Raw genomic sequence first — 22,724 nt, forward strand, 5'->3', positions numbered from 1 at the left:
GGGATCTCCTCAGTGCTGATACCGATAGTTCCCACGCTCTGCGTGGGCACTCATCCATGGACGCTCTGCGTCCGCTGTTGGGACGCAGAGCGTCCCGTGCTGCATTCCCACGCAGAGCGTGGGAACGATCATGACTTACACCGCTGTTTTCACGGCAGAGGGCTGCGCACGCATCACGCACAACCCGTAATAAATAATCCCGCCCAGCGCCGAGCCGGTGAACCAGCCATAGCTGTAGAACCAGCTGAACGCATCGCTGCCCAGCGACAACAAGGTCAGTACAACCGGCACCCCGAACGCAAGAAACCCCGCCCAGTTCCACGCCGGATAGACGTCATCGCGGTACAGCCCAGCCAGGTCCAGTTGCTGTTTCTTGATCAAGAAGTAATCCACCACCATGATCCCGGCGATCGGTCCGAGCAGGCTTGAATACCCGAGCAGCCAATTGGAATAAACGGTTTCCAGGCTGACATCGGAGACAATCAAACCAAGCTTTTTCAGCAACTCATGGCCCATCAGCAACAGCCCGACCAACCCGGTCAGCAACACCGCTTTGGTGCGGTTGATCACTTTGGGCGCGATGTTCTGAAAGTCGTTGGTCGGCGAGACAATGTTCGCGGCGGTGTTGGTCGACAACGTGGCGATGATGATCAATGCCATCGCCACCGCGACCCACACCGGGCTCTGGATATGGCCGATCAGACTGACCGGATCAGACACCGTCACGCCGACCAGTTTCACCGACGCCGCAGTCATGATTACGCCCAGCGAAGCGAACAGAAACATGGTCAGCGGCAGGCCGAAAATCTGTCCGAGGATCTGATCCTTCTGGCTCTTGGCGTAACGACTGAAGTCGGGAATGTTCAGCGACAACGTCGCCCAGAAACCGACCATCGCCGTCAACCCGGCGGCAAAGTAACTCACCACACTGGCGCCTTCCGGACGTTTTGGCGGGATCGCCAGCAGTTCAGTCATCGACACATTGGGCATCGCCCACACCAGCAGACCGATGCCGACCGCTACCAGCAACGGCGCCGACAAGGTTTCCAGCCACTTGATCGACTCGGCACCGCGAATCACCACCCACAGGTTCAGCGCCCAGAACACCATGAAGCCGATCACCTCCCCGGTGCCACCGAGGGATTTCCAGCCCTCGAACACCGAGCCGAGAAACAGGTGGATCGCCAACCCGCCAAACATCGTCTGAATGCCGAACCAGCCACACGCGACCAACGCGCGAATCAGGCACGGCACGTTGGAGCCGAGAATGCCGAACGATGAACGCAGCAGCACCGGGAACGGAATGCCGTACTTGGTCCCGGGAAAGGCGTTCAGCGTGAGCGGAATCAGCACAATGACGTTGGCGAACAGAATCGCCAGCAGCGCTTCGCCGACGGTCAAGCCGAAGTACGCGGTGAGCACGCCGCCGAGGGTATAGGTCGGCACACAGATCGACATGCCGACCCACAGCGCGGTGATGTGCCATTTGTTCCAGGTTCGTTCGCGCACCTTGGTCGGTGCCATGTCGTGGTTGTAACGGGGACTGTCGAGGACATCGCTGCCGGCTTCGAGTTCGAACAAGCCGTCGCGCTCGGTCACTTGCGATCTGTTCTGTTGCATGGCCGCTCCACTGTTCTTCTGATTATTTTTTTGCTCATCAGGCGGCTGGCACTCGCAGGTGCAAACCGGACGATGGCCGGAGGAACTGACAACTTTCGTGCACCGGCCATGGTGTCAGCGGCGGCATCAATAAACGTGCCGGGTGCCCCGCTTTCGCATCGGGCGGTACTGCAAACGCTTTGCAACTTTCTGATATTCATCAGTTTTAATTATTCACCTTGGGAGTCCGCGAAAACTTGTCTGAACGCTCAGGCTAAACGTCGGGCAAGTTGTTCGAACTGTCAGGACTCAATCTGGTGCACTGCATTTATTTTCAATGTGCGCGAGCAGCCGCAGCTCAACTTCAAGCGGCTGATTTCACATACAAAATCTTGCTCATATTTCCATCCTGTCAAGTGCGTCAAAATGGTGAACGGCCTCACCATTTTGGTGATTCAACGGTTTTATCTAATACTTTCAATCAGTTAAAAGAGTAATAAGCTTATAAAAAATATTCTTGATCTATTGCAAATCTGCGACTAGCTTCTATTCCTGACAGCGCTGACAGGAATACAACCTGTAACGCTGTACACCAATAAAACATCTAGAACCGACACAAGTCGGTCAATGCCTGCGAGGAACTCGGAATGTCTCTGTTGATCCGTGGCGCCACCGTTGTTACCCATGATGAAAGTTATCGCGCCGACGTCTATTGCGCCGACGGCGTGATCAAAGCCATCGGTGAAAACCTGGATATTCCCGCCGGCGCCGAAGTGCTCGACGGCAGTGGCCAATACCTGATGCCCGGCGGCATCGATCCGCACACCCACATGCAGCTTCCGTTCATGGGCACTGTGGCCAGTGAAGATTTTTACAGTGGCACGGCGGCGGGACTGGCCGGTGGCACCACATCAATCATCGACTTTGTGATTCCCAATCCGCAGCAGTCGTTGATGGAAGCGTTTCATCAGTGGCGTGGCTGGGCAGAAAAATCCGCGTCCGACTATGGCTTCCACGTCGCGATCACCTGGTGGAGCGAGCAGGTGCGTGAGGAAATGGCCGAGCTGGTCAGCCATCACGGGATCAACAGCTTCAAGCACTTCATGGCCTACAAGAACGCGATCATGGCCGCCGACGACACGCTGGTGGCGAGCTTCGAACGTTGCCTGGAACTCGGCGCAGTGCCGACCGTGCATGCGGAAAACGGCGAGCTGGTCTATCACCTGCAACGCAAGTTGATGGCCCAAGGCATCACCGGGCCCGAAGCGCATCCGCTGTCGCGGCCATCGCAGGTTGAAGGTGAAGCGGCTAGCCGGGCGATTCGCATCGCTGAAACCATTGGCACGCCGTTGTACCTGGTGCACGTCTCAACGAAAGAAGCCCTCGACGAAATCACCTATGCGCGCAGCAAGGGCCAACCGGTGTATGGCGAAGTGCTCGCCGGGCATTTGCTGCTCGACGACAGCGTCTACCAACACCCGGACTGGCAGACCGCTGCCGGTTACGTGATGAGCCCGCCGTTCCGCCCGCGCGGTCATCAGGAAGCGCTGTGGCACGGTCTGCAAAACGGCAATCTGCACACCACCGCGACTGACCATTGCTGCTTCTGCGCCGAGCAAAAAGCCGCCGGCCGTGATGACTTCAGCAAAATTCCCAACGGCACCGCCGGCATTGAAGACCGCATGGCGTTGCTTTGGGATGAGGGGGTTAACTCCGGGCGTTTGTCGATGCAGGATTTCGTCGCGCTTACCTCCACCAACACCGCGAAAATCTTCAATCTCTATCCGCGCAAAGGTGCGATTCGCGTTGGCGCCGATGCCGATCTGGTGCTGTGGGATCCGCAGGGTACGCGCACCATTTCCGCCAAGACCCACCATCAGCAGGTGGACTTCAACATCTTCGAAGGCAAGACCGTACGCGGCGTGCCGAGCCATACCGTCAGCCAGGGCCGCGTGGTCTGGGCCGATGGCGACCTGCGCGCCGAGCGCGGTGCCGGGCGGTATATCGAACGGCCGGCGTATCCGGCGGTGTTTGATTTGCTGAGCAAGCGGGCTGAGATGCACCGGCCCACTGCCGTGAAACGCTGAAGCGAGGCCTTCGGCCTCATCGCGAGCAGGCTCACTCCTACAGGTGTACGCATTCCAAATGTAGGAGTGAGCCTGCTCGCGATGGCGCCAGTCCAGGCAACACAAAAAAACCAATGCCCATCAGAGGCAGCACCTCAAATAACCGTGAGGCCATAAACCGTGATCGAGACCCTGAACCATCTCCCCCACCCGCACGAAAGTGCGGCCGCCCTCGCCGGGCATTTCACTGATCTGGCGCCACCGCTCAACGATCGGCAAGCGCATCTGGAAGCCTCGCGCTGCCTGTATTGCTACGACGCACCGTGCGTGAATGCGTGCCCGAGCGAGATCGATATTCCCTCGTTCATCCGCAATATCCATCAGGACAACGTCCCCGGCGCTGCGCAGAAAATCCTTTCGGCCAACATCCTCGGCGGCAGTTGCGCACGAGTCTGTCCGACCGAAATCCTCTGTCAGCAAGCCTGCGTGCGCAACAACGCCCACGAATGCGCGCCAGTGTTGATCGGCCTGCTGCAGCGCTATGCCGTCGACAACGCAAACTTCACCGAGCACCCGTTCCAGCGTGCCGCCGCCAGCGGTAAACGCATTGCCGTGGTCGGTGCCGGTCCTGCCGGTTTGTCCTGTGCGCACCGTAGCGCCATGCACGGTCATGACGTGGTGATTTTCGAGGCGCGGGAAAAAGCCGGCGGCCTCAATGAATACGGGATCGCCAAGTACAAACTGGTCGACGACTACGCGCAGAAGGAACTGGATTTCCTCCTGCAAATCGGCGGCATCGAAATCCGCCACGGGCAGAAGCTTGGCGAGAATCTGACCCTCAGCGAACTGCATCAGCAGTTCGACGCGGTGTTCCTCGGCCTCGGCCTCAATGCCAGCAAACAACTCGGCCTGGCACACGAAGATGCGCCGGGTCTGCTCGCTGCCACCGATTACATCCGCGAACTGCGTCAGGCCGATGACCTCACGCAACTGCCGCTGGCCGAGCGTTGCATCGTCCTCGGCGCCGGTAACACGGCGATCGACATGGCCGTGCAAATGGCCCGCCTCGGCGCCCGTGATGTGAATCTGGTGTATCGCCGTGGCGCGGCGGACATGGGCGCCACCGGCCATGAACAAGACATCGCCAAAGCCAACCAAGTGCGCCTGCTGACCTGGGCGCAACCGGAAGAGGTGCTGCTCGACGCTCAGGGCCAGGTGCGCGGCATGCGTTTCGCTCGTACCGATCTGGTCGACGGTCGCCTGCAAACCACCGGGGAGACCTTCGAACTGGCCGCTGATGCCATCTTCAAAGCCATCGGCCAGGCGTTCGATGGCAGCGCCCTCGCTGACCCATTGGCCCGTGAGCTCAAGCGTCAGGGTGAACGCATCTACGTCGATGAAAACCTGCGCACCAGCGTCCCCGGCGTGTATGCCGGCGGCGATTGCACCAGCCTCGATCAAGACCTCACCGTGCAAGCCGTACAGCACGGCAAACTCGCCGCCGAGGCGATCAACGCGCAACTGATGCTCAACGTGGAGGCTGCGTAAATGGCCGATCTCTCGATAGTCTTCGCTGGCATCAAGGCGCCGAACCCGTTCTGGCTGGCCTCCGCGCCACCTACTGACAAAGCCTACAACGTCGTCCGCGCCTTTGAAGCAGGCTGGGGTGGCGTGGTCTGGAAAACCCTCGGTGAGGATCCGGCGGCGGTCAACGTCTCCTCGCGCTACTCAGCGCATTACGGCAATAACCGCGAAGTGCTCGGCATCAATAACATCGAGCTGATCACTGACCGTTCGCTGGAAATCAACTTGCGTGAAATCACTCAGGTGAAGAAGGACTGGCCGGATCGCGCGTTGATCGTGTCGCTGATGGTGCCGTGCGTCGAGGAGTCGTGGAAACACATCCTGCCGCTGGTGGAAGCCACCGGCGCTGACGGTATCGAGCTGAACTTCGGTTGCCCGCACGGCATGCCCGAACGTGGCATGGGTGCGGCGGTCGGTCAGGTGCCGGAGTACGTCGAACAAGTCACGCGCTGGTGCAAGACCTATTGCTCGCTGCCGGTGATCGTCAAACTGACGCCGAACATCACGGATATTCGTGTCGCGGCCCGGGCGGCGCATCGCGGCGGCGCCGATGCGGTGTCGCTGATCAATACGATCAACTCGATCACCAGCGTCGACCTGGAACACATGGTCGCCCTGCCCACCGTCGGCAGCAAAAGCACGCATGGCGGTTATTGCGGCTCGGCGGTGAAGCCGATTGCGCTGAACATGGTCGCCGAGATTGCCCGCGATCCGCAGACTCAAGGCTTGCCGATCTGTGGGATTGGCGGCATCGGCAGTTGGCGTGATGCGGCGGAGTTCATGGCGCTGGGCAGCGGTGCGGTGCAGGTGTGCACGGCGGCAATGCTGCATGGTTTCCGGATTGTCGAGGAGATGAAGGACGGGTTGTCGCGGTGGATGGACAGTCAGGGTTACGCCAATATTGCTGAGTTTTCCGGGCGTGCGGTGGGCAATACCACGGACTGGAAGTACCTCGACATCAACTATCAGGTGATCGCCAAGATTGATCAGGACGCGTGCATTGGTTGCGGGCGCTGCCACATTGCTTGCGAGGACACGTCACACCAGGCGATCGGTAGTCTGAAGCAGGCGGACGGCACGCATAAATATGAAGTGATTGATGACGAGTGTGTGGGCTGCAATTTGTGCCAGATCACCTGCCCGGTGGCGGACTGTATCGAGATGGTGCCGATGGAGACTGGCAAGCCGTTTCTGGACTGGAATCATGATCCGCGCAATCCATATCACGTTGCGGTCTGAATCGGGGGCTGATCCTGAAAGACCCTCACCCTAACCCTCTCCCAAAGGGAGAGGGGACTGATTGGGGGATGCTGCGAAACTCCGCCGACCTGATAGTGCTGCTGTGAATCCATAATCGACAGGACTCATAGGCAAGGATTGCTTTGAATCCATAATCGACAGGACTCATAGGCAAGGATTGCTTTGAATCCATAATCGATAGGACTCATAGGCAAGGATTGATTTGAATCCATAATCGACAGGACTCACAGGCAAGGATTGCTTTGAATCCATAATCGATAGGACTCATAGGCAAGGATTGCTTTGAATCCATAACCGATGCATGAACTGGCAAGGACTGCTTTGAATCCATAATCAACCCGGTTTTTCAGGTCGATGTACCTCTAAATACACCTCGATCGGCTCCCTCTCCCTCCGGGAGAGGGCTGGGGTGAGGGTCTGCTTCTAGGGTTCCAGTCCGATCCCACGCAAGATCACACTCGTCACCGTCTGCACCGCCCGCTCAAACTGCATGTCCGACAGCGGCTGATGCTCGTTGAGAATATTCACCTGATGATCAAAGTCGGCGTAATGCTGTGTCGACGCCCAGATCATGTACAGCAAACTCGAAGGCTCCACCGGCAGAATCCGCTTGTCCTCGACCCACTGCCGAATCTTCGCCTCCTTCATCTTCGCCCAGTCATACAGGCTGACATCCAGCGCTTCGCCCAAGGTCGGCGCGCCGTGGATGATTTCGTTGGCCCAGACTTTCGAGCCGTACGGGCGGCTGCGCGAGTGGTTCATCTTGGCGCGGATGTAACTGCTGAGCACCACGCGCGGGTCGTCGAACATCTCGAAGCACAGCGCGTCCTGTTTCCACACTTCCAGCAAGTCGAACAGCACCGCGCTGTACAGCTCGCTCTTGGTGCTGAAGTAGTAATGCAAATTGGAACGCGGCAACTGCACCTCGGCCGCTATGTCGGCCATGGCGGTGCCACCGAAACCTTTTTCAGCGAAGACTTTCTCCGCCGCCAGGAGGATTTTTTCGACGTTACTGCGACGAATCTCGATCTTGTGATTGCCCATGAGGGCTCCCTGACAACAGCGTTGCCCAAGACTAGCATCCGCTCTGGTGCGCGGGCTAACGCTGTAAACAAAACTTCGTACTGACGCGGCTGGATGGCTAAACTGAGGCTCTTCGATCCTGTCTCAGAGGTATCTACGATGCTGTTCAAGAACGTCTTGACCACCACTGCCCTGCTCGCTTCGCTGTTCGCCGCATCCTCGGTATTCGCCCACGCTCACCTGAAAAGCCAGACCCCGGCCGCCGACAGCACCGTCGCCGCCCCGGCCGATTTGCGCCTGACCTTTTCCGAAGGTGTCGAGGCCAGTTTCACCAAAGTCACCGTGACCAAGGATGGCGCGCCGGTCGCGATCAAGCCGCTGACCACCGAAGGCGACAAGAAAACCCTGATCGTCACCCCGGCCGCACCGCTGAGCGCTGGCGAATACAAAGTCGAATGGCACGCGGTGTCGGTCGATACGCACAAAAGCGAAGGCGCTTATCAGTTCAAGGTTGGCCAGTAATTCATGAGTGAAGCGCTGGTGCTGTGCCGCTTTGTGCATTTCATCGTGGTGTTGATGCTGTTCGGGGCCTGGCTGTTCAGGCCGTTGCTGCTCAAGGATGAAGCGCCGCAAGTGGATCGGCACCTGGCGCTACTGGCGCGTTGGCTGGCCGCTGTGGCGCTGCTCAGCGGGATTGCCTGGGCGCTGTTGATCACCGCGAGCATGGCCGGTTCGGCAGCGGCGGCGTTTGATCCGGACACAGTTTCGCTGGTGCTGGGCCACACGTTTTTTGGTCAGGTGTGGCGTTGGCATCTGCTGATCAATGCTGTGCTGTTGGCGTTGCTGTTCACACCTTGGCGTTCAAGCACGCCATTGCGATTGGGCTTGAGCGCGTTGCTGCTGGCGACCCTGGCACCGGTCGGGCATGGGGCGATGCTCAACGGGCTGAGTGGGCAATTGCTGATTCTCAACCAGATCGTGCATCTGACCTGCGTGGCCGCGTGGCTCGGCGGACTGTTGTTGCTGGTGCTGATTCTGCGTCAGCCGACGGAGCCGATGCCGGCGATTTTGCGGCGTTTCAGCGGGGTCGGTTATGCGCTGGTCGCCGGGCTGCTGATCACCGGTTTGATCAACGTGCGCGTGTTGACCGGCCAGTGGTGGCCGACGCCGTTGTTCAGTGGGTTTGCGCTGATTCTGCTGATCAAGGCAATGATTGTGCTGGCGATGCTCGGGTTGGCATTGTTCAACCGCTTGCGCATCGATGACTGCGAACAACGAATGGGCACCCTGCGACGCAGCGTGATGCTTGAATGGTTGCTCGGCATTGGCGCCGTAGCCGCCGTCTCGCTACTCGGCACCCTGCCCCCGATGACCGCTGGATAAACACAGTTCAAATGTGGGAGCGAGCCTGCTCGCGAAAGCGGTGTGTCAGATAAAGAAATGTGACTGATACGACGCTTTCGCGAGCAGGCTCGCTCCCACAAGGTTATGCATTGGGTCAGTGGGGCTGGGTGTTGCCCGCTGCGGTATCGATGCTGACCACCACCGACATCCCCGGCCGCAACCGTTCCTCTTCCTGCTGATCAGGATCAATAGTGATCCGCACCGGCACCCGCTGAGCAATTTTCACAAAGTTGCCGGTGGCGTTATCCGCCTGCAACAAGGCAAATTCAGACCCCGTGCCCGGCGAAATATGCTGCACATGCCCGGTGAATTTACGGTGGTTCAACGCATCGACGGTGAAGCGCACCGGTTGCCCGACCCGCACGTTATCCATCTGGGTTTCCTTCATGTTGGCGATCACCCACTTCTGGTTTGGCACCAACGCCATCAACTGCGCCCCGGAGTTGACGTAGGCGCCAAGGCGCACGCCGATCTGCCCGAGCTGACCGTCACGCGGGGCGACGATGCGCGTGTTCGACAGATCGATCCGCGCCAGTTGCACCGCCGCTTCGGCGCTGGCCACCGCCGCTTCCAGCGAGCCGCGATTGACGATCACCGTTTGCAGATCCTGCCGGGCGATTTCCAGATTGGCCTTGGCTTGCGCCACCGCCGCAATGCTTTGCGCATTGGCTGCGAGTGCCACATCCATCTCACGCTTGGACACTGAACCGTCGCGCACCAATTCCTGATTTCGGCGCAGATCGGCCTCGCTTTTGCGCAATTGCGCTTCGCTGTCGGCCTGCACCGCCTGACGCAATTTTATCGTCGCCTCGGCGCTGTTGCGTTGCTGCACCACGTTGGCCAGGGAAGCCTTTTGCACCGCCAATTGCGCCAACGACTGATCGAGGCGCTGCTGATAGATGCGGTCGTCCAGACGCACCAGCAAATCCCCGGCCTTCACGTACTGGAAATCCTGCACCGGCACTTCATAGACATAGCCGGCGAGCTGCGGGCCGATGATCGTTACCTGCCCGCGCACCAGTGCGTTTTCCGTGGTCTCGACCGCGCTGCTGAACGGCGGCAATTGCCAGGCATAAAGCACGATCAGCACGCCAACGATGGCAATCGCGGCGAAGCCCAGCGAAGAGATGATCCGCACTCGCAGCGAGCGTGGCTCGGTGTTCGGCGATGACGGCGGCGCCACACCCTCGGGCGTCGCGGCAATGGCATTGGTGGTCGTGGTGGTCGGTTCGGTCATGAAGAAGTGGCACCGCTCGAAGGTGTGGATGGCGCAGGGGCGACGGCTTTGGTGGTGCTCATCAGCCACAGCGCACGAATGGACAGCCAGATCATGGTCAGCACCGCAATCACGGCGATCAGCATGAACACGTCGTTATAGGCCAGCACGTTGGCCTCACGGGTAGCGGCATTGGACAGGGTGCGAATACCCGCGAGATTGCGCAGGCTCGGATCGGCCAACAGCGAACCGTACGCCGAGCCGCCGCTCTGCACGCGTGCTGCCACTAAAGGGTCAGACAGCGTCAGATGCTCAACGATTTGACTGGAATGAAATTTTTCCCGGACGATCTGGAAAGTTCCCAGAAGCGCTGCGCCAAGCAGGCCGCCAAGGTTATTGCAGATCCCGAACAGCACGGAAAAACTCACCAGGTTACGCGGATTGGTCAGCACGTTGCGCGTGCCGAGAACCATGGTCGGGCCGAGGAAAAACGTGCTGCCGAAGGCCAGCAGGAACTGGCTGAAATACAGGTTCTGCGGGCGGGTCAGGTTGTTGGAAAAACTGTCCATCACCGACCCGGTGGCCATCAGACCCAAGGAGATGATCAACGGCATCAACAGGTGTTTGGGGTCGATCGTCAGTGCACTGGTCAACAGCCCCGCGACGCTGCCAATCAGCATGACCACGTACAGGCTGTGCAACTGCTCGTAGCCCATGTTCAGGTTTTGCATGAAGCCCACCGCCCCGGTGGACTGCTCCGAGGTGACCATACGAATCAGGGTCACCGCCAGTGCCAGGCGGATCATCGTTCCGCTGCCAAGCCAACGGGTCATCAGCATCGGGTTGCTACGGTTATGTTCGATGGCCAGGCCGGCGAGAATCAGCGCGATGGACGAAGCCAGGGCAACACCGATCCAGTCCGCCTCCAGCCACCAGTCAATCCGCCCCAGCGACAGCACCGCGCACAACAACGCCACGCCCGTAGCGAGAATCGCGAAGGTCAGAAAATCGAGTTTTTCGAAGGTTTTGAAACGATCGCCCGGCGGCAACTTGAGCATCAACACGCAACCGAGCGACAGCAGCGCCATGCCCAATTCGAACAGGTACAAGCCACGCCATTCGGCAATCTGCAACAAGTCTTCGGAGAACAAGCGCGCCAGCGGCAACGCCAGTTGCGAGGTGCCAAGACCCAGCACCAGCGCCTTCATCCGCCACTTCGCCGGGAATGCCTGGACCATGTAATACAGGCCCAGCGAACTCAGCGCCGCGCCCACCATGCCGTGCGCCGCACGCACTGCGACGGCGGAATTCAGATCGTTGACGAACAGATGGCCGAAGGTCACCAGCGCATACAGCACCAGGAACACTTCAGTGAATGCGCGCAAACCGAACTGCTGGCGAAACTTCACCAACAGCAGGTTCATCGACACGTTGGTCATCACATACGCCGCCGGCAGCCAGGCCATTTCTGCGGTGGTTGCGCCGAGGGCGCCCTGCAGATACGTCAGGTTGGCGACCACCAGCGAATTACCCAAACCACCGGTCAATGCCACCAGCACACCGACCAGCGCATAGGCCAGGCGCTTGGGATTGGAGTGCAACGGCGTCGAGGGGGAACCGGGCAGACTGGGCTTTTCGTGGGGCTGCCAGTTGCGCGGGGCGTATTGATCCATGGAAAGGCCTTGTACGGAACGTGGGTGAAGTTTGCCGCAAATTCACCGGCAACACACATCCCATGGACAACACAGATCCTTGTAGGAGCTGTCGAGTGAAACGAGGCTGCGATCTTTTGATCCTGTTTTTTTTAAAAAGCCAGATCAAAAGATCGCAGCGTGCCGCAGCTCCTACAAAGTGATCTGCGTCGCGACGGCAAGTCATCGTATAACTTGCTGTTGACATTCCCGCAAAACCTAGGAAATATCCGCACCCATGTTGTACGACGACGTATGACAAATAATAAAAACAACAAACGAAACAGGGAGCGTCACAGTGAGCACACTTGTCCGCAATTCCGTCCGCCCAACTCGCTTCTCCAACCGCTCCACCCTGAGCCTGATCGGCTGCAGCAGCCTGGCCCTCGCCCTACCGATGAGCGCCGATGCCGAAGGCTTTCTCGAAGACAGCAAAGCCACGCTGAACCTGCGCAACGCCTACTTCAACCGCAACTTCGTCAACCCGGCCAATGCCCAAGGCAAGGCCGAAGAGTGGACGCAGAACTTCATCCTCGACGCCAAATCCGGCTTCACCCAAGGCACCGTCGGTTTCGGTCTCGATGTGCTGGGGATGTATTCGCAAAAGCTTGATGGCGGCAAAGGCACCGGCGGCACGCAACTGTTGCCGATCCACGATGACGGGCGTCCGGCGGATAATTTCGGCCGCCTCGGCGTGGCGTTGAAAGCCAAGGTCTCGAAGACAGAATTGAAGGTTGGCGAATGGATGCCGGTGCTGCCGATCCTGCGCTCCGACGATGGCCGCTCCCTGCCGCAGACCTTTCGCGGCGGCCAGATCACCTCCACCGAGATCAATGGCCTGAGCGTCTACGGCGGTCAGTTCCGCGGCAACAGTCCACGCAACGACGCGAGCATGGAAGACATGTCGATGAACGGCCGCGGCGCGTTCACATCAGACCGCTTCAACTTCGGCGGCGGCGAATACACCTTCAACGACAAGCGCACCCTGGTCGGCGTGTGGTACGCCGAACTCAGCGACATCTACCAACAGCAGTATTTCAACCTCAGCCACAGCCAGCCGTTGGGCGACTGGACCCTGGGCGCCAACCTCGGTTTCTTCACCGGCAAGGAAGACGGCAGCGCCCAGGCCGGCGACCTCGACAACAAGACCGCGTTCGCCCTGCTTTCGGCCAAATACGGTGGCAACACCTTCTACGTCGGCCTGCAAAAACTCAGCGGCGACGACGCGTGGATGCGGGTCAACGGCACCAGCGGCGGCACCCTCGCCAACGACAGTTACAACGCCAGTTACGACAACGCCAAGGAACGCTCGTGGCAGTTGCGTCACGACTACAACTTCGTCGCCCTCGGCGTTCCCGGCCTGACGCTGATGAACCGCTACATCAGCGGCGATAACGTGCACACCGGAACAATTACTGACGGCAAGGAATGGGGCCGCGAGTCGGAACTGGCCTACACCGTGCAGAGCGGGCCGCTGAAGAATCTCAACGTGAAATGGCGTAACGCAACGATTCGCCGGGACTTCAGCACCAACGAGTTCGATGAGAACCGGATCTTTATCAGTTATCCGATTTCGTTGTTGTAAAGCCAGTCGCCACACCGAGTTTCCCTGTGGGAGCGAGCCTGCTCGCGAAGGCGGCGTGTCAGTCGATGCAAGTGTTGCCTGGACCGGCCTCATCGCTGGCAAGCCAGCTCCCACAGGATTTTGTGGTGAATGCAGTAATTGAAAACAACGCTGATACCTGTGGGAGCTGGCTTGCCAGCGATGGCGGCGGCAGATTCACCATTGATGTTGATTGACACACCGCTTTCGCGAGCAGGCTCGCTCCCACATGGGATTGCATTGCAAATACGGAACGGTGGTGATCGAAAAGACAACCGGGCCTTCCGTCATCTACACCAAAAGTCGCGTTGACAAGTTCCGGAAACCCTACCGATACTTCAGCGCAGTCATACGACAACCTACAACAACCCTAATAACAATATGTCCAGGGATTGCCATGACGTCTACCTCTACTCCCCGCGCTCCATTCAATCGCCTGCTGCTGACCGGCGCTGCCGGTGGCCTGGGCAAAGTTCTGCGCGAACGCCTGCGCCCTTATGCCAATGTGCTGCGTCTGTCCGACATCGCCGCCCTCGCTCCGGCTAGCGATGAGCGCGAAGAAATCGTCGTCTGCGACCTCGCCGACAAACACGCCGTGCACCAATTGGTCGAAGGCGTCGATGCAATCCTGCACTTTGGTGGCGTCTCCGTTGAGCGCCCGTTCGAAGAAATCCTCGGCGCTAACATTTGCGGCGTCTTTCACATCTATGAAGCCGCGCGCCGACATGGCGTGAAGCGGGTGATCTTCGCCAGCTCCAACCATGTGATCGGCTTCTATAAACAGGACGAGCCGCTCGATGCCAGCTCCGCCCGCCGCCCCGATGGCTACTACGGATTGTCCAAGTCTTACGGCGAAGACATGGCCAGTTTCTACTTCGATCGCTACGGCATCGAGACCGTCAGCATCCGCATCGGCTCCTCGTTCCCCGAGCCGCAAAACCGTCGAATGATGCACACCTGGCTGAGCTTCGACGACCTCACGCAATTGCTCGAACACTCGCTGTACACGCCGAACGTCGGTCACACGATTGTCTACGGCATGTCCGACAACAAGGACGTCTGGTGGGACAACCGCTTCGCCAGCCACCTCGGTTTTGAAGCGAAGGACAGCTCGGAAGTGTTCCGTGAAAAAGTCGAAGCGCAACCGATGCCGGCCGCCGATGACCCGGCGCGGATCTATCAGGGCGGCGCGTTTGTCGCGGCAGGTCCGTTCGGCGACTGATCACCCTGACAACGACGCAAAGGAATGAGTATGCAAGCCGAATTGATCGTCGATGCCCGCAACGCCGTCGGCGAAAGCCCGGTGTGGGTGGCAGAGGAAAATGCGCTGTACTGGGTCGATATTCCCAACGGCGGCCTGCAACGCTGGAGCGCCGACACTGGGCATGTGCATGCCTGGAAAGCCCCGCAAATGCTCGCCTGCATTGCCCGCCATAGCCGTGGCGGCTGGGTGGCCGGCATGGAAAGCGGATTCTTCCATCTGCACCCGCACAGCGACGGCAGCCTCGACAGTGAGTTGTTGGCCAGCGTCGAGCACAGCCGCCAAGACATGCGTCTGAACGATGGTCGCTGCGACCGTCAGGGCCGGTTCTGGGCTGGCAGCATGGTGTTGAACATGGGCCTGAATGCTCCCGAAGGCCGGCTCTATCGTTACGGCGCCGGGCAGTCTGGGGTGGTCGAAGCGCAACTCGACGGCTTCATCGTGCCCAACGGCCTCGGTTTCAGCCCCGACGGCAAGACGATGTACCTGTCCGATTCGCATCCCGACGTGCAACTGATCTGGGCGTTCGATTACGACACGGACACTGGCACACCGTCGAACCGACGCGTCTTCGTCGACATGAACAATTTCCCCGGTCGCCCCGATGGCGCCGCCGTGGACGCCGAAGGTTGCTACTGGATCTGCGCCAACGACGCCGGCCTCGTCCATCGCTTCACGCCGGATGGGCGCCTTGACTACTCGCTGCCCGTACCGGTGAAAAAACCCACCATGTGCGCCTTCGGTGGCAGCGGGATGGACACCTTGTTCGTCGCCTCGATCCGTCCCGGCGATGACCACGATCCGCAATCTCTGGCCGGCGGCGTGTTCGCCTTGAAGCCAGGCGTCAAAGGCCTTCCGGAACCCTTGTTCAACGATTGGCTTTAAACCCTCTGCTGCACCGCTGCGCCTTGAACACAACAATAACAAGACTGGAGACTCACCCCCATGAACTTCAAACGCACCTTGCTCGCCGCTGCACTTCCACTGATGTTCACCTTTGCCGGTGCCGCTCAGGCGCTGGAACTCAAATTCGCTGACATTCACCCCGCCGGTTACCCGACCGTCGTAGCCGAAGAAAGCATGGGCAAGACCCTGACCAAAGAATCCAACGGCGAGCTGACCTTCAAGTACTTCCCCGGCGGTGTGCTCGGTTCGGAAAAGGAAGTCATCGAGCAGATGCAGGTCGGCGCGGTGCAGCTGTCGCGCGTCAGCCTGGGTATCGTCGGCCCAGTAGTGCCGGACGTGAACGTGTTCAACATGCCGTTCATCTTCCGCGACCAGAAACACATGCGTGACGTCATCGATGGCCCGGTAGGCGACGAAATCCTCGGCAAAATCACCAACTCCGAATTCGGCCTGGTGGCCCTGGCGTGGATGGACGGCGGCACACGCAGCATTTACACCAAGAAACCGGTACGCAAACTCGAAGACCTCAAGGGCATGAAAATCCGTGTCCAGGGCAACCCGATGTTCATCGACATGATGAACGCCATGGGCGGTAACGGCATCGCCATGGACACCGGCGAGATCTTCAGCGCCCTGCAGACCGGCGTGATCGATGGCGCGGAAAACAACCCGCCGACCCTGCTTGAACACAACCACTTCCAGAACGCCAAATTCTATAGCCTGACCGGTCACCTGATCCTGCCCGAGCCGATCGTGATGTCGAAAATCACTTGGGAAAAACTCACCCCGGATCAACAGGCGCTAGTCAAAACAGCCGCCAAGGCTGCCCAGGCTGAAGAACGCGTGCTGTGGGACAAGAAATCCGCTGCCAGCGAAGAAAAACTCAAGGCTGCCGGCGTCGAATTCATCACCGTCGACAAGAAACCCTTCTACGACGCCACCGCCTCGGTTCGGGAGAAATACGGCGCGCCGTATGCCGATCTGATCAAAAAGATCGAAGCCGTTCAGTAACGCCTCCCACTCCATACTCATGAAAAGGCCCGACGCGCCCGATGTTTGAGGCGCGTCCGGTTACGGTGGAACCCGATGAAGAATTTGCTGCTGCGTATCAACGACAAGATTTACATGACGTGCATCTGGGTCGCCGGCCTTTCCGTCCTGGCGATTTCCCTGATGATCCCTTGGGGCGTGTTTGCCCGCTACGTCCTGGGCACCGGCTCGAGCTGGCCGGAACCCACAGCGATTCTGCTGATGATGGTGTTCACTTTTATCGGTGCTGCCGCCAGTTATCGCGCTGGCGCGCACATGGCGGTGGCGATGCTCACCGACCGCATGCCGCCGCAACTGAAATCCGCAGCGGCGATTTTTTCCCAGTTACTCATGGCGGCGATCTGCATTTTCATGACGATCTGGGGCGCCAAGCTGTGCATGTCCACCTGGAACCAGTTCATGGCCGCCCTGCCCGACCTGCGGGTTGGCGTGACCTATTTGCCGATTCCACTGGGCGGTTTGCTCACGCTGATTTTCGTTGTGGAAAAACTCTTGCTCGGTGACCAGAGCAAACGACGCGTCGTGCAGTTCGACCTGGTTGAAGAAAGTGAAGGTGCCGCTTAATGGACGCTCTGATACTGCTGGGCAGTTTTATCGTATTGATCCTGATCGGTATGCCAGTCGCCTACGCGCTGGGCGCCGCCGCGCTGATCGGTGCATGGTGGATCGACATTCCGTTCCAGGCGGTGATGATCCAGGTCGCTTCGGGGGTGAACAAATTCTCGCTGCTGGCCATTCCGTTCTTCGTACTCGCCGGTGCGATCATGGCCGAGGGTGGCATGTCCCGTCGATTGGTGGCGTGTGCCGGGGTGCTGGTGGGTTTTGTCCGCGGCGGTCTGTCGCTGGTCAACATCGTCGCGTCGACCTTTTTCGGCGCGATCTCCGGTTCGTCGGTGGCCGACACGGCGTCGGTGGGTTCGGTGCTGATTCCGGAAATGGAACGCAAGGGCTACCCACGGGACTTCTCCACCGCCGTGACCGTCAGCGGTTCGGTGCAAGCCCTGCTGACCCCGCCCAGCCATAACTCGGTGCTTTACTCCCTGGCCGCCGGTGGCACGGTTTCGATTGCCTCGCTGTTCATGGCGGGCATCGTGCCGGGCTTGCTGATGAGCGCCTGCCTGATGGTGCTGTGTCTGATTTTCGCGAGAAAGCGCGATTATCCCAAGGGTGAAGTGATCCCGATGCGCCAGGCGTTGAAAATCGTCGGCGAAGCCCTCTGGGGCCTGATGGCGATGGTGATCATCCTCGGCGGCATCCTGTCCGGTATCTTCACCGCGACCGAGTCGGCGGCGATCGCCGTGCTCTGGGCATTCTTCGTCACCATGTTCATCTATCGCGACTACAAGTGGCGCGAGCTGCCGAAACTGATGCACCGCACGGTGCGGACGATTTCGATCGTGATGATCCTGATCGGTTTCGCCGCGAGCTTCGGCTACATCATGACCCTGATGCAGATCCCGGCGAAAATCACCACGCTGTTCCTGACCCTGTCGGACAACCGCTACGTGATCCTGATGTGCATCAACGTCATGCTGCTGTTGCTCGGCACGGTGATGGACATGGCGCCACTGATCCTGATCCTGACGCCGATCCTGATGCCGGTGATTCTCGGCATCGGTGTGGACCCGGTGCAGTTCGGCATGATCATGCTGGTGAATCTGGGGATCGGACTGATAACGCCGCCGGTGGGTGCGGTGCTGTTTGTCGGTTCAGCGGTGGGCAAGGTCAGTATCGAGAGCACCGTGAAAGCGCTGCTGCCGTTCTATGCCGTGCTGTTCCTGGTGTTGATGTTGGTGACTTACGTGCCGGCACTTTCGCTGTGGTTGCCGCATCTGGTGTTGTAACAACCTGAAAGATCGCAGCCTCGTTTCACTCGACAGCTCCTACAGGGAAACGCAATCCCTGTAGGAGCTGCCGAAGGCTCGGGCCGCGATCGGACGATCTTTTGATCTTCCAATACTCACGCCCGCAACAACATATACCCCGCCACCACCAGACAGACACTGGCAAACCCCACCTGCAACGCCCGCGCCGGCACCCGTGCACAGAGCTTGCGGCCGATGATCATGCCGACAATGCTGGCGACGATGAACGCCGCGCCCTGCCCGTCGATTCGCACACCGGCGTGAAACGATCCGATCACGCCAATCGCCGAAATCAGGCTGATCACCATCAATGACGTCGCAACAATCCCGCGCATTTGCACATCGGTCAGTTGCTTGAACGCCGGTACAATCAAAAAGCCGCCACCGACACCGAGCAATCCGGAAACAACCCCGGTGATCGCGCCCAAAGCCGCCAGGGTCGCGGTGCATTTGGCCGTCCAGTCAAAGCGCCCGGTTTCTTCATTGAGCATGCAATTCTTCTGACCCCAACTGGCGTGACCGTGATCACTCGGCCCTTCCTGCTGACGCTCGCGGCGCAGCATGCGCCAAGCCACCATGACCATCAGCAGACTGAACAGAATCATCAGAATCTTCTCCGGCAACTGATGCGCGAAGTAGATCCCCAACGGCGAAAACACTGCGCCCAACGCCGCAATCAACAACGCCGCGCGATAGCGCACCAGACCATGACGCAGGCCGTCGATAGCGCCGACCGCCGCCGCACTGCCCACCGCAAACAACGCCACCGGCGCGGCTTGCGTCATCGTCCAGCCAAGGCCGAGCACCAGTGCCGGCACCGCAAGAATCCCACCGCCGGCCCCGGTCAAACCGAGGAGCAATCCCATCACCACACCAAACAGACTTGCCAGCAACATAGGGTTTTCTCAGTCGACCTTTGACAGACCTGTCAGCCACTCGCGGCCTTTGAGCATGCCGTTCCAGTAGAACCACGGCAGCAGCGTCGCCTTGAGAAACCACGCGGAACGCCGCGCCACGGTCGGGTCCATCGGGAAGGTCGGCAGCAACTTGCCGGCGTAACCGAACTCGGCGAGGATCACCTTGCCCTTCTCCACTGTCAGCGGGCACGAGCCGTAGCCGTCGTACTTCAGCGGCAGCGGTAATTGCTGACGCAGGGCCAGCAGGTTTTCCGCGACCACGACCACTTGTTTGCGCACCGCTGCGGCGGTTTTCGCATTGCTGGTACCGCAGATATCACCGAGTGCGAACACCTCGGGATAACGCGGATGTTGCAGGCTGTGCGGGTTGACTTCGCACCAGCCGGCTGCGTCGGCCAGCGGACTTTGCGCGATGAAGTCGGGCGAAACCTGCGGTGGCACCACGTGCAGCAGGTCGAAGATTTTCGCCACGCGAGTGAGGTTGCCGTCGGCATCCTTGATCTCGAACCACGCGGTTTTCGCCGGGCCGTCAACCTTGACCAGGTTCGAATTGAACGCCAGTTGCGCGTTGTATTTCTCGATGTACTTCATCAGTGGCGGCACGAACGTCGCCACCCCAAACAGCGCGGCGCCGGCCAGATTGAATTCGACATTGATGTTGTTCAGCACAGCGGCTTTGCGCCAGTGATCACAGGACAGATACAACGCCTTTTGCGGCGCGCCGGCGCATTTGATCGGCATCGCCGGCTGGGTGAACAGGGCTTTGCCGCCGCGCAGTTTCTGCACCTGATCCCAAGTGTATTGCGCGTGTTGATAGCTGTAGTTGGAGGTGACGCCGTGGTGGCCGAGGCTTTCCTGCAAACCTTCGATTTTCTCCCAGGCCAGACGCAGGCCGGGGCAGACGATCAGGTTTTGATAGCTGACGGTGCGCTGATCGTTGAGGGTGAGCAGGCGCTGGTCCGGGTCGATCGCGGTGACCGCCGCTTGTAACCAGTTCGCTTGCCGGGGCATGACCTTGCTCATCGGTCTGGCGGTGTTTTTCACGTCATAGGCGCCACCGCCGACCAGCGTCCACGCCGGTTGGTAGTAATGGTGAGTACTCGGCTCGATGACCGTGATACTCAGCCCTGGATCACGCTTGAGCAGACTGGCGACAAAACCGATGCCGGCCGTACCACCGCCGATGACCACGATGTCCGCACTGATGGATGGGCCCCAGTGTTGATCGTTCATTGCTTGTTCCTTTTGCTGCACGCAAGGATTTCGTCAGCCATCACACAGATCCATTGTAGGAGTGAGCCTGCTCGCGATAGCGGTGTATCAGTCGATAAATATGTTGGCTGACCCACCGCTATCGCGAGCAGGCTCACTCCTACAGGGGGGATGGTGTGAAGGCTGGCATTTATGGCTGTTCCCAGCTTTTGAGGACGGCACCGCAATAAAGCCCCGACAGGGTCTTCATCACTTGAATCACTTCGTGACTGGCGAGCCCGTAGAAAATGTACTTGCCCTCACGCCGGGTCGCGACCAGCCCTTCATCACGCAGGATGCCCAATTGCTGAGACAGGGTCGGCTGGCGCACACCGGTCATTTTCTCCAGTTCGCCGACATTGCGTTCGCCCTGGGTCAGTTGACAGAGGATCAGCAAGCGATCTTCATTGGCCAAGGCCTTGAGCAGCGCGCAGGCCTTGGAGGCCGAGGCACGCAGTTGCGCGACTTCACATTCGGTCAGACTGGATTGCATTTGCACGATGCCTTCAACGTCACTTAAGCTGCGAACATTATGTTTTTAGATAAAGTGTTGCAACCCATTTTCCATGTTCAGGTTGGTGTCCATGTCCGCACAGATTGAAGCTTTCCTCGACTCCGCCTCCTCGACCTACAGCTATGTGGTCTATGAAGCCGACGGCGGGCAATGTGCAATCGTCGATCCGGTACTCGACTACGACGGTGCCGCCGGACGTACCTGCACCGCCCAGGCCGACAAGATCATCGCCTTCGTTCGCGCACACAATCTGCAGGTGCAGTGGTTGCTGGAAACCCACGCGCATGCCGATCACCTGTCCGCCGCGCCCTATCTGCGCCGGGAACTGGGTGGCAAGATCGCCATTGGTGAATCGATCAGCAAAGTGCAGCACGTGTTCAAGGCGCTGTTCAATCTGGAGCCGGAGTTTTGCGTCGACGGCTCGCAGTTCGACCACCTGTTCGCGCCGAACGAGTCGTTCCGCATCGGCAACCTTAAAGCCACCGCTCTGCACGTCCCCGGCCACACTCCGGCGGACATGGCTTATTTGATCGATGGCGAGCAGATTCTGGTCGGTGACACGCTGTTCATGCCCGATGTCGGCACGGCGCGCTGCGACTTTCCCGGCGGCAATGCCCATCAGCTGTTTGCCTCGATCCACAAACTGCTGGCCTTCCCCGCCAGCGTAAAACTCTACGTTTGCCACGATTATCCGCCCGAGGGTCGCGCCTCGCAGTGCCAGACCACGGTCGGCGAGCAGCGCAAAAGCAATATTCATGTGCATGACGGGATCGATGAGGCAGCGTTTGTCGAAATGCGCACCAAGCGAGATGCCGGGCTGGGTATGCCGACGCTGCTGCTGCCGGCGATTCAGGTCAATGTGCGCGCGGGGAATCTGCCGGCGGCGGAAGACAACGGCGTGGTTTATCTGAAAATCCCGATCAACAAGCTTTAACGTCAAAAGATCGCAGCCTGCGGCAGCTCCTACAGTTGGAACGCGTTTTCCCTATAGGAGCTGCCGCAGGCTGCGATCTTTTGATCTTCACGTCCCCAACGTCAAACCGTTTGCCGGCAGCGGCAATGCAGTTTTGTATCTCACCTGCTTCAGCGCAAAGCTGGAACGGATGTTCGCCACACCCGGGACTTTGGTCAGGAAGTCCATCATGAAGCGTTCGAGCGACTGAATCGTCGGTACCAGGACCCGGATGAGGTAATCCGGGTCGCCGGCCATCAGGTAGCACTCCATCACCTCGGGGCGATCGGAAATCGCTTCCTCAAAATGCTGCAGCGCTTCCTCGACCTGCTTTTCCAGGCTGACGTGAATGAACACGTTGACGTGCAGCCCCAGCAGGTCGGCATCCAGCAGCGTGACCTGCTCGCGAATCAGCCCCAATTCTTCCATCGCCTTGACCCGGTTGAAGCATGGTGTCGGCGACAGATTCACCGAGCGCGCGAGGTCGGCGTTGGTAATGCGCGCGTTCTCCTGAAGGCTGTTGAGAATGCCGATATCGGTACGGTCCAGTTTGCGCATGAGA

21 protein-coding genes are annotated in these 22,724 nt (G+C 59.3%); 13 read left to right on the top strand and 8 right to left on the bottom strand.

Annotated elements, in window-relative coordinates; all coding sequences use genetic code 11:
* Positions 1 to 135: 135 nt before the first annotated feature.
* A complete protein-coding gene (locus tag ACIPIZ_RS13375) occupies positions 136 to 1,620 on the bottom strand; it encodes an NCS1 family nucleobase:cation symporter-1 (protein ID WP_105709145.1) in 1,485 nt (494 codons plus the stop codon).
* Between the two features lie 626 nt (positions 1,621 to 2,246).
* On the opposite strand from ACIPIZ_RS13375, the gene hydA reads away from it, so the two are divergent.
* The 3 genes from hydA (at position 2,247) to preA (ending at position 6,488) form a co-directional block, all read left to right on the top strand.
* Positions 2,247 to 3,686, top strand: coding sequence for a dihydropyrimidinase (hydA, locus tag ACIPIZ_RS13380; RefSeq protein WP_401165656.1), 1,440 nt, complete (start codon positions 2,247 to 2,249; stop codon positions 3,684 to 3,686).
* Positions 3,687 to 3,845: 159 nt separating this feature from the next.
* Positions 3,846 to 5,213: an NAD(P)-dependent oxidoreductase gene (locus tag ACIPIZ_RS13385; RefSeq protein WP_401165658.1), complete on the top strand. Its 1,368-nt coding sequence runs from the start codon at positions 3,846 to 3,848 to the stop codon at positions 5,211 to 5,213.
* A complete protein-coding gene (preA, locus tag ACIPIZ_RS13390) occupies positions 5,214 to 6,488 on the top strand; it encodes an NAD-dependent dihydropyrimidine dehydrogenase subunit PreA (RefSeq protein ID WP_223027691.1) in 1,275 nt (424 codons plus the stop codon).
* Between the two features lie 444 nt (positions 6,489 to 6,932).
* Here preA and ACIPIZ_RS13395 read toward each other — a convergent pair whose 3' ends face one another.
* On the bottom strand, positions 6,933 to 7,553 hold the full coding sequence (locus tag ACIPIZ_RS13395; RefSeq protein WP_038365564.1) for a TetR/AcrR family transcriptional regulator: 621 nt from the start codon (positions 7,551 to 7,553) through the stop codon (positions 6,933 to 6,935).
* A 138-nt stretch (positions 7,554 to 7,691) separates the two neighbouring features.
* Between ACIPIZ_RS13395 and copC the strand changes: the two genes are divergently transcribed.
* Positions 7,692 to 8,054, top strand: coding sequence for a copper homeostasis periplasmic binding protein CopC (gene copC / locus ACIPIZ_RS13400; RefSeq protein WP_122660788.1), 363 nt, complete (start codon positions 7,692 to 7,694; stop codon positions 8,052 to 8,054).
* A 3-nt stretch (positions 8,055 to 8,057) separates the two neighbouring features.
* Positions 8,058 to 8,915, top strand: a complete 858-nt coding sequence (copD, locus tag ACIPIZ_RS13405; RefSeq protein ID WP_401165660.1) for a copper homeostasis membrane protein CopD — start codon at positions 8,058 to 8,060, stop codon at positions 8,913 to 8,915.
* Positions 8,916 to 9,030: 115 nt separating this feature from the next.
* Here copD and ACIPIZ_RS13410 read toward each other — a convergent pair whose 3' ends face one another.
* Positions 9,031 to 10,173, bottom strand: coding sequence for an HlyD family secretion protein (locus tag ACIPIZ_RS13410; RefSeq protein ID WP_064390569.1), 1,143 nt, complete (start codon positions 10,171 to 10,173; stop codon positions 9,031 to 9,033).
* Positions 10,170 to 11,825, bottom strand: a complete 1,656-nt coding sequence (locus ACIPIZ_RS13415) for an MFS transporter (protein WP_064390570.1) — start codon at positions 11,823 to 11,825, stop codon at positions 10,170 to 10,172. The genes ACIPIZ_RS13410 and ACIPIZ_RS13415 overlap by 4 nt, the downstream gene beginning before the upstream one ends.
* Before the next feature lie 316 nt (positions 11,826 to 12,141).
* Between ACIPIZ_RS13415 and ACIPIZ_RS13420 the strand changes: the two genes are divergently transcribed.
* The 7 genes from ACIPIZ_RS13420 to ACIPIZ_RS13450 all read left to right on the top strand — a co-directional run bounded on the left by ACIPIZ_RS13420 (position 12,142) and on the right by ACIPIZ_RS13450 (position 18,507).
* A complete protein-coding gene (locus ACIPIZ_RS13420; protein ID WP_064390571.1) occupies positions 12,142 to 13,428 on the top strand; it encodes an OprD family porin in 1,287 nt (428 codons plus the stop codon).
* 65 nt (positions 13,429 to 13,493) lie between these two features.
* Positions 13,494 to 13,643: a hypothetical protein gene (locus tag ACIPIZ_RS13425; RefSeq protein ID WP_162531853.1), complete on the top strand. Its 150-nt coding sequence runs from the start codon at positions 13,494 to 13,496 to the stop codon at positions 13,641 to 13,643.
* Positions 13,644 to 13,843: 200 nt separating this feature from the next.
* Entirely contained in the window at positions 13,844 to 14,668 is an 825-nt protein-coding gene (locus ACIPIZ_RS13430) for an NAD(P)-dependent oxidoreductase (protein ID WP_105708750.1), read from the top strand.
* A 30-nt stretch (positions 14,669 to 14,698) separates the two neighbouring features.
* Positions 14,699 to 15,592, top strand: a complete 894-nt coding sequence (locus ACIPIZ_RS13435; RefSeq protein ID WP_401165664.1) for an SMP-30/gluconolactonase/LRE family protein — start codon at positions 14,699 to 14,701, stop codon at positions 15,590 to 15,592.
* Between the two features lie 60 nt (positions 15,593 to 15,652).
* Positions 15,653 to 16,624, top strand: coding sequence for a TRAP transporter substrate-binding protein (locus ACIPIZ_RS13440; protein WP_064390574.1), 972 nt, complete (start codon positions 15,653 to 15,655; stop codon positions 16,622 to 16,624).
* 75 nt (positions 16,625 to 16,699) lie between these two features.
* On the top strand, positions 16,700 to 17,227 hold the full coding sequence (locus ACIPIZ_RS13445; RefSeq protein WP_105708748.1) for a TRAP transporter small permease: 528 nt from the start codon (positions 16,700 to 16,702) through the stop codon (positions 17,225 to 17,227).
* Complete coding sequence (locus ACIPIZ_RS13450) at positions 17,227 to 18,507, top strand: TRAP transporter large permease (RefSeq protein ID WP_064390576.1); 1,281 nt, start codon at positions 17,227 to 17,229, stop codon at positions 18,505 to 18,507. The genes ACIPIZ_RS13445 and ACIPIZ_RS13450 overlap by 1 nt, the downstream gene beginning before the upstream one ends.
* A 116-nt stretch (positions 18,508 to 18,623) precedes the next feature.
* Here ACIPIZ_RS13450 and ACIPIZ_RS13455 read toward each other — a convergent pair whose 3' ends face one another.
* The 3 genes from ACIPIZ_RS13455 to ACIPIZ_RS13465 form a co-directional block, all read right to left on the bottom strand.
* Positions 18,624 to 19,424 carry a sulfite exporter TauE/SafE family protein gene (locus tag ACIPIZ_RS13455; protein ID WP_105708747.1) on the bottom strand — a complete coding sequence of 267 codons (801 nt, stop codon included), beginning with the start codon at positions 19,422 to 19,424 and terminating at the stop codon, positions 18,624 to 18,626.
* Between the two features lie 9 nt (positions 19,425 to 19,433).
* Positions 19,434 to 20,678, bottom strand: a complete 1,245-nt coding sequence (locus ACIPIZ_RS13460) for an FAD-dependent oxidoreductase (RefSeq protein ID WP_401165667.1) — start codon at positions 20,676 to 20,678, stop codon at positions 19,434 to 19,436.
* 169 nt (positions 20,679 to 20,847) lie between these two features.
* On the bottom strand, positions 20,848 to 21,189 hold the full coding sequence (locus ACIPIZ_RS13465; RefSeq protein ID WP_016775194.1) for a helix-turn-helix transcriptional regulator: 342 nt from the start codon (positions 21,187 to 21,189) through the stop codon (positions 20,848 to 20,850).
* A gap of 91 nt (positions 21,190 to 21,280) precedes the next feature.
* Here ACIPIZ_RS13465 and ACIPIZ_RS13470 point away from each other — a divergent pair, with 91 nt between their 5' ends.
* On the top strand, positions 21,281 to 22,144 hold the full coding sequence (locus tag ACIPIZ_RS13470; protein ID WP_401165670.1) for an MBL fold metallo-hydrolase: 864 nt from the start codon (positions 21,281 to 21,283) through the stop codon (positions 22,142 to 22,144).
* Positions 22,145 to 22,231: 87 nt separating this feature from the next.
* Here the strand turns inward: ACIPIZ_RS13470 and bkdR are convergent, their stop codons facing one another.
* Positions 22,232 to 22,720: a Bkd operon transcriptional regulator BkdR gene (gene bkdR / locus ACIPIZ_RS13475; RefSeq protein WP_008059350.1), complete on the bottom strand. Its 489-nt coding sequence runs from the start codon at positions 22,718 to 22,720 to the stop codon at positions 22,232 to 22,234.
* Between the last annotated feature and the right edge of the window lie 4 nt (positions 22,721 to 22,724).

This window comes from Pseudomonas sp. NPDC087690 (genome assembly GCF_044743175.1).
GTDB lineage: Bacteria > Pseudomonadota > Gammaproteobacteria > Pseudomonadales > Pseudomonadaceae > Aquipseudomonas.